This is a genomic window from Sediminibacillus dalangtanensis (genome assembly GCF_017792025.1).
Classification (GTDB): domain Bacteria; phylum Bacillota; class Bacilli; order Bacillales; family Amphibacillaceae; genus Sediminibacillus; species Sediminibacillus dalangtanensis.
In genome coordinates this window covers 2850049-2863672 of record NZ_CP046956.1, presented here as the reverse complement: position 1 = coordinate 2863672, position 13624 = coordinate 2850049, and the positions used below count along the sequence as shown (strand labels likewise).

Here is a 13624-nt window from a genome sequence, read left to right as displayed (position 1 = left end):
ACTTTGTAGAGGTGAGATATTGTGAAGTATTGGTCCATTTTTTTCGGCATCATCATTACAGTTATATTCGGCGGTGGATTTTTCATTAAATTTCTGCGGGATGGAAACGTTCACCTTATCGACTTTATTGGAGGATGTCTCGGGTTGATAGTGTTGACAATTGGAATCTTTGTAAGAGGAACAATGAAACCTGACAGCTCTATCCATAAATAAAAGTGAAGAAGAAAGAGGGGTCCATTCATTCAAAAAGAAAGGGCCCCTCTTTCTGTTGGGTTACATTTTATGAAGTCTCACCTCGAAAAGCTTACTCTTCTACCGCTAGAGTCGCCTCCTGATGCGTATGCAAATCCCCCTTTTTGACATGAATGGTGATTTCATGCTCGCCACTGTGTTCAAAAGTGACATTTCCTGCATAGATGCCGTTGTCCCCTTCTGTCAAATTGACCCATTGAGGATCTTCATCCGGGTTGTGGTAGATTTCCAATGTGACATTTGCGCCGGTTAACGGTTCCTCATCCTGGTTGACGCTGACTGTCACTTCGCTTTCTTCGTGAACTGTTAACGTATCCGGAGCATCCAGTTCGACAGCCAAATCGTCATGGTGGTGATGGGCACTGTCATCTTCTCCTGTACTTTCATCGTCTCCGTGGCTATGCCCTTCTTTTGTATCCTCCTTATCTCCATCTTCTGCGCTTCCGATCACAATCGACTTTTTCGGCATGATATGCATTTGCCGGGCAGTGACATGGGACTGAACGACATAAGTGCCGTCCGCTTCAAAGTTTTTTTCTATTCCATAGACACCGTCTTCCTGGTATTCCGCTTCGATCATTTCACTATCGTCTTTTGCACCTTCCTGCCATATTTCAAACTCTACCTCATCGGCATCGCCGACATTTTCTCCACCCTGTGTGACTTTGGCGGTCATGCTGACGGCTTCACCGCTGTCCGCTTGTTCCGGCACTTGCAAATCCACCTCGAGTGGTTGTGGGTCGGCATTGTCATCGCCGGAACCCTGCTTGTCGGATTGCCCGCAGGCAGCAAGGCCAAAAAGCATGATGACAAGAAAAAATAAAATTCGTTTCATTTTCATTCTCAAGCTTCATCCTTTCTCGCTACAAAAACGCTTCTATCTCCGATTATAGGCAATAGCACGCTATACTACAATGTTTGTAGATGACTACTTTGTGAACACTGCTACCAGGTAATCATTTTTCTATAAACCTTGGAAAGAACGTGTTAAACTGTCATCGTGCCGGCATCCGGCATTTATTAGAAGAAAAAACTGCATAAGTCGAATGTTTGTTCGGTTTTGTGTTAATATAGTAATACAATGTGATAAAATAGATCAGGAATAGAAAGAACGGAGGTTGGTTCGATCGTGGAAAATAAATTCGACCTTGTTGCCCAGTATCAGCCTGAAGGAGATCAGCCAAGAGCAATAAACGAACTGGTAGAGGGTCTGAAAAAAGGGAAGAAGCATCAGACGCTTCTTGGAGCTACGGGGACAGGGAAAACGTTCACGATGTCGAATGTCATTAAAGAAATCAATCGCCCGACGTTGGTGATTGCCCATAACAAAACACTGGCAGGTCAGCTGTACAGTGAATTCAAAGAATTTTTTCCGGATAACGCAGTAGAGTATTTCGTCAGTTATTATGATTACTATCAACCGGAAGCATACGTACCGTCGACGGATACGTTTATCGAAAAAGACGCGAGTATCAACGATGAAATTGATAAACTGCGTCACTCGGCAACATCCGCATTGTTCGAACGCAATGATGTCTTGATTGTCGCCAGTGTATCGTGTATCTATGGTTTGGGTTCTCCGGAAGAATACCGCAGCCAGGTGCTTTCGCTCCGGACCGGAATGGAAAAAGACAGGGATCAGCTGTTGCGTGATTTGGTCGATATCCAGTACGCCCGCAACGATATCGATTTCCAGCGCGGAACGTTCCGCGTCCGCGGCGATTCGGTGGAAATCATCCCGGCTTCTCGGGAGGAGCATTGCCTGCGCATCGAGTTTTTTGGAGATGAAATAGACCGGATCCGGGAAGTCGATGCTTTGACCGGCGAGATTATCGGCGATCGGGAACATATCGCAATCTTTCCGGCTTCCCACTTCGTCACCCGTGAAGAAAATTTGAAAAAAGCGATAAAAAATATCGAGCAGGAGCTTAACGAACGGGTAAAAGAATTGAAGGATCAAAACAAGCTGCTGGAAGCCCAGCGCATCGAACAGCGGACCAATTATGATTTGGAAATGATGAATGAAATGGGCTTTTGCTCGGGAATCGAAAACTATTCCCGTCATTTGACTTTCCGCGAACCAGGATCGACACCATATACGTTGATCGATTATTTCCCGGATGATTTTCTGATCGTGGTGGATGAGTCCCACGTCACCTTGCCGCAAATCCGCGGAATGTACAACGGGGACCAGGCGAGAAAGCAAGTGTTGGTGGACCATGGTTTCCGATTGCCATCTGCTATGGACAACCGTCCACTGACATTCAGCGAGTTTGAAAAGAAAATCAACCAGATGGTTTATGTATCGGCGACTCCAGGTCCTTATGAACTCGAGCATACGCCAAAAATGACCGAGCAAATTATCCGTCCGACCGGCTTGTTGGATCCGGAAGTCGAAGTCCGTCCGATTGAAGGGCAGATCGACGATTTAATTGGAGAAATAAACCAGCGTGTCGAGCGGAATGAACGTGTATTGGTCACCACGCTGACCAAAAAAATGTCCGAGGATTTAACCGATTATTTGAAGGAAATCGGCATCAAAGTCGCTTATTTACACTCGGAAATTAAGACGTTAGAAAGAATCGAGATTATCCGGGACCTGCGGGTGGGTAAATATGATGTATTAGTAGGAATCAACCTGCTTCGTGAAGGACTCGATATTCCCGAGGTTTCCCTTGTCACGATATTGGATGCGGACAAAGAAGGCTTCCTGCGCTCTGAACGCTCCCTGATTCAGACAATGGGAAGAGCGGCACGTAACGAAAACGGACGTGTCATCATGTATGCCGATAAAATGACTGATTCGATGGAAAAGGCGATAGATGAAACCAACCGCCGTCGTGTTAAACAACAAGCTTATAATGAAGAACACGGCATTACACCGAAGACCATTAAGAAGGATGTCCGCGATGTGATCCGCGCCACAGTGGCAGCCGAAGAAACAGAAGAATACAAGTCCGAACAACCAAAGCTGTCGGAGATGACCAAGAAGGAACGGGAAAAGGTAATCGAGGATATGGAAAAAGAAATGAAACAGGCGGCAAGGGACCTGAACTTCGAACGGGCCGCCGAGCTGCGTGACTTGGTTTTGGAACTTAAAGCGGAAGGATGACCTAGGAATGGCAAAAAAAGCGATAACGATTAAAGGGGCACGCGCCCATAATTTAAAAAACGTGGATGTGGACATACCGAAGGAACAGTTAGTCGTGTTGACCGGACTGTCGGGTTCCGGTAAATCATCCCTGGCATTCGATACGATTTATGCGGAAGGCCAGCGCCGTTATGTCGAGTCACTTTCGGCCTATGCCCGCCAGTTTCTCGGCCAGATGGATAAACCGGATGTCGATGCGATAGAAGGACTGTCGCCGGCAATCTCGATCGATCAGAAAACAACAAGTAAGAACCCGCGATCAACGGTCGGTACCGTGACAGAGATTTATGATTACCTCCGCTTGTTGTTCGCCCGTGTCGGCCATCCTACTTGTCCGATTCATGGAATTGAAATAACGTCGCAAACGGTGCAGCAAATGGTCGATCGGATTCTCGAATATCCGGAAAGAACCAAACTGCAAATCCTGGCTCCAGTTGTTTCCGGACGTAAAGGGGAACACGTGAAAGTGCTGGAGGATTTGAAAAAAGAAGGCTATATCCGGGTAAGAGTCGACGGGGATATGTTTGAGATTACCGATGAGATCAAGCTGGAAAAAAATAAAAAACACTCGATCGAAGTGGTTGTCGACCGGATTGTCGTCAAAGAAGGAGTCTCCGGGCGTTTGTCGGACTCCTTGGAAACGGCGCTTGGACTTGGCGACGGAAATGTCATTGTCGATGTTATCGGAGAAGAAGAGCTGTTGTTCAGTGAGCATCATGCTTGTCCTATTTGCGGGTTTTCCATCGGGGAATTGGAACCGCGACTCTTTTCCTTCAATAGCCCGTTCGGCGCTTGTGAACGCTGTGATGGATTGGGCACGCAGCTGGAGGTCGATATTGATCTGGTAATGCCCGACCGGAGTTTGACTTTGAGAGAAGGGGCGATTGCCGCCTGGGAACCGACAAGTTCACAATACTACCCTAAGCTGCTGGAAAGTGTCTGCAACCATTTCGGAATTGATATGGATGTTCCGGTCAAACAGCTTCCAAAACGGCAGATGGACAAAATTTTGCACGGAAGCGGAAAAGAAAAAATCCATTTCCGGTATGAAAACGATTTTGGCAGGGTTAGGGAAAACGATATTTATTTTGAAGGGGTCTTGAAAAATATCGCACGTCGTTACCGAGAAACGACCTCTGATTTCATTCGCGAACAAATGGAAAAATACATGACCCAAAAGCCTTGTCCGAAGTGTGATGGCTACCGTCTCAAAGACGAAGCGCTGGCTGTTCTGGTCAATGGGCTGCATGTCGGCAAAGTAACAGAAATGTCGGTCACCGAAGCTTTCCAATTTTTTGAGACAGTCGAACTGTCTCAAAAAGAAGAGCAAATCGCTAGGATGATCTTAAAAGAGATTTGCGACAGACTGACCTTCCTGAACAATGTGGGACTCGATTACTTAACGCTGGCTCGTTCTGCCGGCACATTGTCCGGCGGGGAAGCCCAGCGGATACGGCTGGCGACCCAAATCGGTTCTGCCCTGACAGGGGTGCTGTATGTATTGGATGAGCCATCGATTGGTTTGCATCAGCGTGACAACGACCGTTTGATCGGTACCTTGAAACGGATGCGCGACCTTGGCAACACACTGATCGTGGTCGAGCACGATGAAGATACCATGTATGCCGCAGACTGGCTGATCGATATCGGACCAGGTGCCGGAGAACACGGTGGGCAAATCGTCTCAAGCGGTACACCGAAGCAGGTAATGAAGGATAAAAACTCTTTGACCGGTCAATATTTGTCCGGGAAAAAGTTCATACCACTCCCACAGGAACGCCGAAAGCCGGATAATCGGGCAATTGAGGTACTCGGGGCAGAGGAAAACAATCTGAAGAAAGTGGATGCAAAAATTCCGCTCGGATTGTTTACTGCAGTCACTGGTGTATCTGGTTCCGGCAAAAGTACGCTGATCAATGAAATATTGCATAAATCCCTATCGATGCAGCTGCACCGGGGCAAACAAAAACCCGGGAAGCATAAAACAATCAAAGGAATCGAACACTTGGATAAAGTGATCGACATCGATCAGTCTCCGATCGGACGGACGCCGCGTTCCAACCCGGCGACATATACAGGTGTCTTCGATGATATCCGTGATGTTTTCGCCCAGACGAACGAAGCGAAAATCCGCGGTTATAAAAAAGGACGGTTCAGCTTCAATGTGAAAGGCGGCCGTTGCGAGGCCTGCCGAGGCGATGGCATTATCAAAATCGAAATGCATTTTTTACCGGATGTTTATGTGCCTTGCGAAGTGTGTCACGGAAAACGGTATAATCGGGAAACGTTGGAAGTGAAGTATAAAGGAAAAAATATCGCGGATGTATTGGATATGACCATTGAGGAGTCGCTTGATTTCTTCGCCAACATTCCGAAAATACAGCGCAAGCTGCAGACGATTTTCGACGTCGGACTCGGCTATGTCCGGCTTGGACAGCCTGCGACAACCTTATCAGGCGGTGAGGCGCAGCGTGTCAAACTGGCCAGTGAACTTCACCGTCGCTCGAATGGCAAGTCCTTTTACATTTTGGACGAGCCGACAACCGGTCTGCATGTGGATGATATATCCCGTCTGTTGGAAGTGCTGCAACGATTAGTCAACAATGGAGACACCGTGCTGATCATCGAGCATAACCTTGATGTCATCAAGGCGGCAGACAACATTATTGACCTTGGACCAGAAGGCGGCGACCGCGGCGGCCAGATCATCGCAACCGGTACACCGGAACAAGTAGCAGACTCACCACAATCGTACACAGGAAAATACCTGAAACCGATTTTGGAAAGAGATCGTCAACGTATGGCCGATAAAGTCAAGCAACAGGAAAAGGTAGGTTCAAAATAACCCAGTAATGAACCGTCTCCAGACCAGGAGGCGGTTTTTGGTTTTCTCATTATTAGGTACTATCCAACCGTTACCTCGCTTTGCACAGGCACGTTTTCAGCCTCCTCGAAAATAATAATCGATTCCCTTCGTTTAAAGTAACACTGTCACAGCCCCATCTCCTGCGGGGGAAAAGGTTTTGATGTGATTGCACAGAGCGCTGGCTCTAAGTATTTCACCAGCCAACTGTGCAAAGTGTATGAGCATTTCAACAGTGTACTTTCGTTTGCATGCTAAGGCAGACGATATAGAACCGATACAATTACCGAACGCACCATGCTTAAGCGCCCATATTTCTTCATGCATCGATGGGAAAGGAAGGCAGGGTGGAAGCAGATTAATACTTTGACGCTTCAGATGATTTTGGGTAAGGTAAAAATAGTATATGGTGAAGGAAGGGAAAGTGGGAAATGGAACCTATTCATATAGAAGAAGTACAAGAGCAACTGGATCGGCTTGCTAACAAAGAGGTCTATGTTCATCTGGAAACGACCAACGGCGCTTATGCCAGTCATTTTAATGAAAATGCCTATAACGTCGGGGCATTTATCCGTAATGCAAAAGTGAATTACCTGCACGGGAAAATCGTCGGTACCAATGGTACATACCGCGTCGGCTTGAAACTGGATATTGGCTGGGTCTATGCAGAAGGAGTCAATCAATGGGAGCTCGATGAACAAGAGAGACTGTTGATGGCAGGTCATGACCGGGAAGGCCGATTAATGGTCGCTTTGGAAATCAGTGAACAGCCGTTTAAAAATTAGTTAGGGAGAGATGATCGATTTGGAAAAACACGTAGTAGTCATATATCCGCATCCAGATGACGAAGCATTCGGTGCTTCCGGTACCATTACCCAGTTCAGGCAAAAAGGAGTTCCGGTAACGTATTTATGCGGTACACTCGGAGAAATGGGCCGTAATATGGGGAATCCGACTTTTGCCAACCGGGAAACCTTGTCCGAATTCCGCAAAAAAGAGTTGATCGATGCCTGCAAGGTAATGGATGTCGAGCTTCGGATGCTCGGTTATCGGGATAAGACGCTGGAATTTGAATCCCGTGATGAAATCGCACAACACTTGAAAAACATATTGGAGGAAATCGAGCCTAGTCTCGTGATTACTCACTTTCCGGGCCATGCCGTGCATCCCGACCATAATGCGATGGGAGCGGCCGCAATAGAAGCGGTCCGGTTGATGGATCCAGCCAGTCGACCAAAAGTATGGGCACAGGCAATAAGCCATGATCATGTGAAACTTTTTGGAGAGCCGGACGTAATAAATAATGTAAAACCTGTTTTCGATCAAAAAATGAAAACGATCATGGCTCATCGTTCCCAGGCACAAGGAGTGCTGGGCAGCATGAATGGAAATGCGGAAGCAGCTGCCAATATGGAGGAAGTTGCCAAGGAGCGGCTGGGCTACGAAAGTTTTTACACATGGAAATTTGATTGAGGATAGGAACAGCAGCCGCTGAACTAAACATTACCTGGAAACGAGGTTTGCCGTTTTAGTTACAGCGGTTTTTTTCACGATTGGCAATTTAACAAGGCAGGTGGAAAACGTGAAAGAGGAACGCAAAAAAATCCTCAAGATGGTAGAAGATGGCCTGATCAGTTCTGAAGAGGCAGAAAAATTGCTTGATTCTCTTGACGAAGCTGAAAAAGCGGAACAACAGCAAAACGCTGTTTCTACAAAAGTGAATTGGGAAGAGGGAGACACACAACAGCAGTATAAAGCAAAAGCAAATAAGAAAAGCAGTTTCTTCGGCTTCGTGGAAGAAGCATTTCAAAAAATCAAAAATGTCGATCTTGATCTTAATTTCGGAAAAAATTATGAAGTATCGCATATCTTCCATCACCACTCCGCAGTATTCCAAGACATCGATATCGACATTGCCAATGGGAATGTCACGATTCAGCCATGGAATGAAACCGACATACGGGTTGAATGCAAAGCGAAGGTATATCAGGTGGATAATCAGGAACAAGCTCGGGAAAAGTTCTACAAAGAAGCGGTTTTTTTGTTGGATGAGGACCGTTTGCAATTTTATTTGCAAAGCCAGCAAGTGAAAGCGGAAGTAATTGTTAAAGTTCCGGAACGATCCTATCGGAAAGCCGCGGTCAAATTGTTTAATGGAAGCTTTTTCGGTGAAGAATTAACCGGGGATCGGTTTCAAGTCAAGTCGACCAACGGATCTATCAATCTGTCGGAGAGCAATGGAACCGTACTGGAAGTCGAAACAGCCAACGGAACAATCAATATCAGTGATGGCCGCTGGGAAGTGGCGGATATGGAGACCATAAACGGAAAGATTAATGTGGATGGTACATTCGAAAAAATCGATGCTCAGCTCGTTAATGGCAGTATCAGCTGTCTTTGGCAAGAAGGCCTTCAACCGAAGTCGGGTTTCTTTAAAACGACAACCGGCAGTGTCCGCTTGGTACTGCCAGATCAGCTCTGGATCGACGGCAAAGCCGAAACAAAAATAGGAAATATTCATTGCGATTTGGCTCATTATCAAGTAATTGAAGAAAAAAAAGAAGTGATCAATCGTTCGCTGCATTTCGTAGTCAACCAGGAGAAAGAGACGGAACCATTTTATCTGGAAGCGGAAACGAAAACTGGTTCCATATGGATGTTACCAACTAAGTAGGAGGAATGTTTTATGTCTAGAAAGTTATACCGCTCTCGTTCAGATCGGAAAATTTCCGGAGTTTTAGGCGGGATGGCAGATTATTTTGACATGGATGCTACCCTGTTGCGGCTGTTGTTCGTGCTGATTTTTGTTTTCACTGGTTTTTTCCCGCTCGGCATTCTTTACATCTTGGCAATCTTTATTATGCCTAAGGAACCGTTTGCCTGATGCTGAAGCGGTGGCTGCTTTCCATTCTGTTGAATGCAGTGGCTCTGATTGTCGTTGATCAACTGTTTGCGAACTTTTATCTGGAGGGCTTCGGAACAGCATTGCTGGCCAGCTTGATCTTGTCGATTTTGAATGTGATCATCAAACCGCTTTTGATCATTTTCACCTTGCCGATCACGTTTTTGACACTCGGGTTGTTTCTGTTCGTGATCAATGCAATCACCTTGATGATCACCCAGGGACTGCTGGGCAATTCGTTTGTTATCGATGGATTTGGTTTGGCGATTCTGGCAGCAATCATCCTTTCGTTATTGAACTTGCTGCTCAACCGGTTAATCAGAGACACGGTTGATTTAAATCGGTAAGACGAAATAAAAAGCAGGCTGTCGGGAGTAAGCTCGTCAGCCTGCTTTTTTATTATTCAGAGCTGATCCACCCACCTATGCTTGTTATAAATTATGGAAAATGCGAATTCTCTGTGTCCAGATTTTTTATGCTATACTCTCTAAATGAATAGCATCTGTCTGGTTAAGTTTATACAATGCCTTACAAGGATTAAGTGGTAAAGGGGAGATAATATAAATGGAATTTGAAGTATCTGAATTAGTTGAAGCAAAACGTCAAATTGATTCGACCATCCACAAGCTAAGAGAAACAGTAAAAACTTTTGAGTCTAAAGAAAATGCTTCTAGATATAATTCACAAATTACGTTAGCTAAAAGACGGATGGAAGCATTCCAAATTTCAATATTTCTTATCGAAAGAGAAATAAACAATCTTGAGGAAAAAAACTGATTGAAAATTTTTAGTTACGCTCGACCGCCTATTTCCTAAGGCTTCTCAAACAAGATAAAAGAAGTGAATTCTAAAGGTACCATCTCCATATTTTAGGGGTCATACCTTCCATTTAGTTGACCAATAACCAATCCTTGAGAAGTATCTTGAATACTTGGCAATATATATTTATTTAGTAATCAATCCGCTGCACCTTCAGTCGTTCTTACTCTTTCCACCAGGAAGTCAGCATACTAATGCCTCCGGATAAAAAAAGTGCTACAATAGGATACAGTGATTAGCAAGGTACGATGGAGGGATACATATGGCAAAGGTACGTACCCAGGATTTATTGAACCAGTTCAACCTGGAGCTTGTTGCAGGCCACAATGGCGTGCACAGGGAGATTTTTATGAGTGATATTTCGCGGCCTGGTCTGGAAATGGCCGGTTATTTTAAATATTATCCAAAAAATCGGTTGCAGTTACTCGGTAAAACCGAAATGTCGTTTTTTAACGAGCTGAGTATGGAGGAACAGCGGGACCGTGTAGAAAATCTCTGCACCGATATTACACCGGGAATCGTCATAACAAGAGGGATGGACATCCCCGAAGTGCTGATTGAAGCGGCCGACAACTCTGGTGTTCCATTGATGCGTTCTCCGCATAAAACGACCAGGGTGACCAGCAGGCTGACGAATTATTTGGAGACCAGATTTGCACCATTTACAGCCATTCATGGGGTGCTAGTCGATATTTACGGGATAGGCGTCCTGATAACCGGTCAGAGTGGTGTTGGTAAAAGTGAGACTGCACTCGAGCTGGTAAAACGGGGACACCGATTGGTCGCTGACGATAGTGTAGAAATCCGACAAGAAGATTACGATAGCCTGATCGGCAATTCACCGCCGTTGATCGAACATTTATTGGAAATTCGTGGATTGGGAATTATCAACGTGATGACCCTGTTCGGGGCGGGTTCTGTTCGGTCGCACAAAAAAATATCCATGATCATCAACCTCGAGCTGTGGGATCAGAAGAAACAATATGACCGTCTCGGGTTGGAAGAAGAAACCATGAAAATCATGGACGTGGAAATACCGAAGGCTGTCATTCCTGTCCGGCCGGGAAGAAACTTGTCTGTCATTATCGAAGTGGCGGCGATGAACTTCCGTTTGAAGCGGATGGGTGTGAATGCTGCTGAAGAGTTTTCAGAACGGTTGACCAACATGATCCAACAGGAAAAAAGTGAGGATATCCAGGAGTAGGAGGCGGACGACTTGACGTGTAGAGAACCCGCGCTTGATCGCGTGTTTTTCGAATTAGGACCATTGACAGTTTATTGGTATGGAGTGATTATTGCGGCTGGAGCTTTTCTCGGCCTGTGGCTGGCAACGCGAGAAGCAGACCGGCTCGGTTTAAATAAAGATTTATTTGTCGATTTGATTGTGTTTGCGATTCCTATTGCCATCATTTCGGCACGGATTTATTATGTCATCTTTGAATGGGATCGCTATGATGGCGGTACCTGGTGGGATGTTTTTGCCATTTGGGAAGGCGGCATTGCGATTCACGGAGCACTGATTGGTTCTGTGGTCACCGCGATCATATTTGCAAGGGTACGAAAGGTTTCTTTTTGGCAGCTGGCGGATATTGCAGCACCTAGCATCATTCTCGGGCAGGCAGTCGGCCGCTGGGGCAATTTTATGAACCAGGAAGCCCATGGCGGTCCGGTTTCGCAAGCTGCTTACGATAACTTTTTGCAGTACCTTCCTGATTTTATCACCAATCAGATGTGCATCGGTGGGGTGATGTATCATCCGACATTTCTGTATGAGTCGGTCTGGAACTTGATTGGTTTAGTGCTGCTGTTGGTGTTGCGCCGATTCAACCCAAGGCGTGGTGAAGTATTCTTAAGTTATGTCATCTGGTATTCGATTGGACGTTACTTTATTGAAGACATGCGAACAGACAGTTTGTATATTGTCGGCCAGCTGCGTACCGCCCAGGTCATTTCGATTGTATTAGTTATACTCGGAATCGCATTGATTATCTACCGTCGTTATTCCGGCAGGGCAGATAGATTATACAACGGAAGAAAAGTCTGAAGAAAGAGGGAAGGCACATGACTGGAATTTTACAACGCGGGTTCAAGGCAGGATTGTCGCTATCCTGGACTTTGGGAAAGGTCATCTTTCCTGTCACCTTGATTGTGACCATTTTACGCTTTACGCCGGTTTTAGGATGGTTGATGGACTTGCTCAGCCCAATGATGAAATGGATCGGCTTATCCGGCGAGGCAGCGGTCCCGCTTGTCCTCGGGAATTTGCTGAACTTGTATGCTGGTATCGGAGCGATTGTTTCCTTTGATTTTTCGGTCAAGCAAGTATTCATCATGGCTGTGATGATGTCATTTTCCCATAACTTGTTGATAGAATCTACTGTGGCGTCCAAGGTAGGTGTCAGCTGGTGGATTGTCGTCGGTGTCCGTGTTTCGCTTGCGTTGGCTGCCGCATTGTTGATCAACCTGTTTTGGAAAGGCGGCGGAGAGCTTGCCCAATATGGTTTGATTTCCAAAGCGGAACATGTCCCCGATACGTGGACAGGAATCTTTACGCAAGGACTGCAGACAGCTGCCATGGGTGTATTACAGCTGGCGCTGATCGTGATTCCGCTGATGGTATTTATGCAGTATTTCCGGGAGCTTGGCTGGATGGATAAACTATCCAACTGGTTTGCTCCGTTCACCAGGTTTCTTGGCATGGAAAAAAATGCATCGATGACGTTGGTTGCCGGTTTGACACTTGGCCTTGCTTATGGTGCAGGTTTGATGATCCAGGCGGTCAAGGAAGACGGTGTATCGAAAAAGGATATGTATTTAGCACTGATTTTTCTCGTATCCTGTCATGCGGTTGTAGAGGATACGCTGGTTTTTGTACCGCTAGGCATACCAGTATGGCCACTGTTGGCCATTCGACTGGCGACAGCAATTTTATTGACGGCGGCAATTGCTTATTTTTGGAACAGGGCAGAATCGAGACAGAGAAAGGAGCCCGCAAATGAACATTCGTACGATACTCTTTGATTTAGATGGAACATTAATTGATACCAATGAGCTGATTATCGCCTCCTTCACCCATACGCTGGGCAAGTATACAAAACAACCTTATGCCCGAGAGGAAATACTGGAGTTTATCGGCCCGCCGTTAAAAGACAGTTTCATGAAAATCGACCCGGATAGGGTGGATGAGATGATTGCCACCTACCGTGAGCATAATTTGAAAAATCACGACAATTACGTCACGGCCTATCCTACCGTTGTCGAAACGTTGACGCACCTGCATGAGGCAGGCTATCAGCTTGGAATCGTCACAACCAAAGTCAAATCGACGGCGATGATGGGACTGAAATTGACCGGCATGGATCATCTCTTTGAAACCGTGATAGGCTTAGAGGATGTCACCCACGCCAAACCGCATCCGGAACCGATTTTGAAAGCTTTACAGGAACTGAACGCGAAAGCCTCCGAGACCTTAATGGTAGGGGATAACTATCATGACATCGAGGCAGGCCATAATGCGGGCACCCATACTGCCGGAGTAGCCTGGACGATTAAAGGGCGGGAATTTCTGCAATCATACAACCCTGATTACATGCTGGAAAAGATGAGCGATTTGAGGGACATACTGGGAGTGTGATGA

At 46.1% G+C, this 13624-nt stretch carries 14 protein-coding genes; 13 read left to right on the top strand and 1 reads right to left on the bottom strand.

Annotated elements, in window-relative coordinates; all coding sequences use genetic code 11:
* Positions 1-21 precede the first annotated feature (21 nt).
* Positions 22-213, top strand: a complete 192-nt coding sequence (locus ERJ70_RS14370; protein WP_209365503.1) for a hypothetical protein — start codon at positions 22-24, stop codon at positions 211-213.
* Positions 214-304: 91 nt separating this feature from the next.
* On the opposite strand, the gene ERJ70_RS14365 is transcribed toward ERJ70_RS14370, so the two are convergent.
* Positions 305-1093, bottom strand: coding sequence for a FixH family protein (locus ERJ70_RS14365; protein WP_209365502.1), 789 nt, complete (start codon positions 1091-1093; stop codon positions 305-307).
* 288 nt (positions 1094-1381) lie between these two features.
* On the opposite strand from ERJ70_RS14365, the gene uvrB reads away from it, so the two are divergent.
* From uvrB to ppaX, 12 genes are all read left to right on the top strand, one after another.
* Complete coding sequence (uvrB, locus tag ERJ70_RS14360) at positions 1382-3364, top strand: excinuclease ABC subunit UvrB (protein WP_209365501.1); 1983 nt, start codon at positions 1382-1384, stop codon at positions 3362-3364.
* 7 nt (positions 3365-3371) lie between these two features.
* Positions 3372-6248 carry an excinuclease ABC subunit UvrA gene (uvrA, locus tag ERJ70_RS14355; protein ID WP_209365500.1) on the top strand — a complete coding sequence of 959 codons (2877 nt, stop codon included), beginning with the start codon at positions 3372-3374 and terminating at the stop codon, positions 6246-6248.
* Between the two features lie 449 nt (positions 6249-6697).
* The gene (locus ERJ70_RS14350; RefSeq protein ID WP_209365499.1) at positions 6698-7051 is read left to right on the top strand and encodes a YojF family protein; all 354 of its coding nucleotides are present in this window, start codon (positions 6698-6700) and stop codon (positions 7049-7051) included.
* A gap of 19 nt (positions 7052-7070) precedes the next feature.
* Entirely contained in the window at positions 7071-7739 is a 669-nt protein-coding gene (bshB2, locus tag ERJ70_RS14345; RefSeq protein ID WP_209365498.1) for a bacillithiol biosynthesis deacetylase BshB2, read from the top strand.
* A 109-nt stretch (positions 7740-7848) separates the two neighbouring features.
* On the top strand, positions 7849-8940 hold the full coding sequence (locus tag ERJ70_RS14340) for a DUF4097 family beta strand repeat-containing protein (RefSeq protein ID WP_209365497.1): 1092 nt from the start codon (positions 7849-7851) through the stop codon (positions 8938-8940).
* A gap of 12 nt (positions 8941-8952) precedes the next feature.
* Complete coding sequence (locus ERJ70_RS14335; protein WP_074598571.1) at positions 8953-9150, top strand: PspC domain-containing protein; 198 nt, start codon at positions 8953-8955, stop codon at positions 9148-9150.
* Positions 9150-9515: a phage holin family protein gene (locus ERJ70_RS14330; RefSeq protein WP_209365496.1), complete on the top strand. Its 366-nt coding sequence runs from the start codon at positions 9150-9152 to the stop codon at positions 9513-9515. The genes ERJ70_RS14335 and ERJ70_RS14330 overlap by 1 nt, the downstream gene beginning before the upstream one ends.
* Positions 9516-9732: 217 nt before the next feature.
* Positions 9733-9945: a hypothetical protein gene (locus tag ERJ70_RS14325; protein WP_209365495.1), complete on the top strand. Its 213-nt coding sequence runs from the start codon at positions 9733-9735 to the stop codon at positions 9943-9945.
* Between the two features lie 304 nt (positions 9946-10249).
* Positions 10250-11191, top strand: a complete 942-nt coding sequence (hprK, locus tag ERJ70_RS14320) for an HPr(Ser) kinase/phosphatase (RefSeq protein ID WP_209365494.1) — start codon at positions 10250-10252, stop codon at positions 11189-11191.
* Between the two features lie 12 nt (positions 11192-11203).
* The gene (lgt, locus tag ERJ70_RS14315; RefSeq protein WP_209365493.1) at positions 11204-12031 is read left to right on the top strand and encodes a prolipoprotein diacylglyceryl transferase; all 828 of its coding nucleotides are present in this window, start codon (positions 11204-11206) and stop codon (positions 12029-12031) included.
* A gap of 17 nt (positions 12032-12048) precedes the next feature.
* Positions 12049-13008 (top strand): nucleoside recognition domain-containing protein, encoded by a 960-nt coding sequence (locus tag ERJ70_RS14310; protein ID WP_209365492.1) that lies wholly within the window; start codon positions 12049-12051, stop codon positions 13006-13008.
* On the top strand, positions 12983-13621 hold the full coding sequence (gene ppaX, locus ERJ70_RS14305) for a pyrophosphatase PpaX (protein WP_209365491.1): 639 nt from the start codon (positions 12983-12985) through the stop codon (positions 13619-13621). The genes ERJ70_RS14310 and ppaX overlap by 26 nt, the downstream gene beginning before the upstream one ends.
* Positions 13622-13624 lie beyond the last annotated feature (3 nt).

What these genes read in the sequence shown, in the direction of transcription:
- ERJ70_RS14365 (WP_209365502.1), bottom strand. Translation starts at nt 1,093, where the DNA reads ATGAAAATGAAACGAATTTTATTTTTTCTTGTCATCATGCTTTTTGGC.
- ERJ70_RS14330 (WP_209365496.1), top strand. Translation starts at nt 9,150, where the DNA reads ATGCTGAAGCGGTGGCTGCTTTCCATTCTGTTGAATGCAGTGGCTCTG.
- uvrA (WP_209365500.1), top strand. Translation starts at nt 3,372, where the DNA reads ATGGCAAAAAAAGCGATAACGATTAAAGGGGCACGCGCCCATAATTTA.
- ERJ70_RS14335 (WP_074598571.1), top strand. Translation starts at nt 8,953, where the DNA reads ATGTCTAGAAAGTTATACCGCTCTCGTTCAGATCGGAAAATTTCCGGA.
- ppaX (WP_209365491.1), top strand. Translation starts at nt 12,983, where the DNA reads ATGAACATTCGTACGATACTCTTTGATTTAGATGGAACATTAATTGAT.
- hprK (WP_209365494.1), top strand. Translation starts at nt 10,250, where the DNA reads ATGGCAAAGGTACGTACCCAGGATTTATTGAACCAGTTCAACCTGGAG.
- ERJ70_RS14325 (WP_209365495.1), top strand. Translation starts at nt 9,733, where the DNA reads ATGGAATTTGAAGTATCTGAATTAGTTGAAGCAAAACGTCAAATTGAT.
- ERJ70_RS14310 (WP_209365492.1), top strand. Translation starts at nt 12,049, where the DNA reads ATGACTGGAATTTTACAACGCGGGTTCAAGGCAGGATTGTCGCTATCC.
- ERJ70_RS14350 (WP_209365499.1), top strand. Translation starts at nt 6,698, where the DNA reads ATGGAACCTATTCATATAGAAGAAGTACAAGAGCAACTGGATCGGCTT.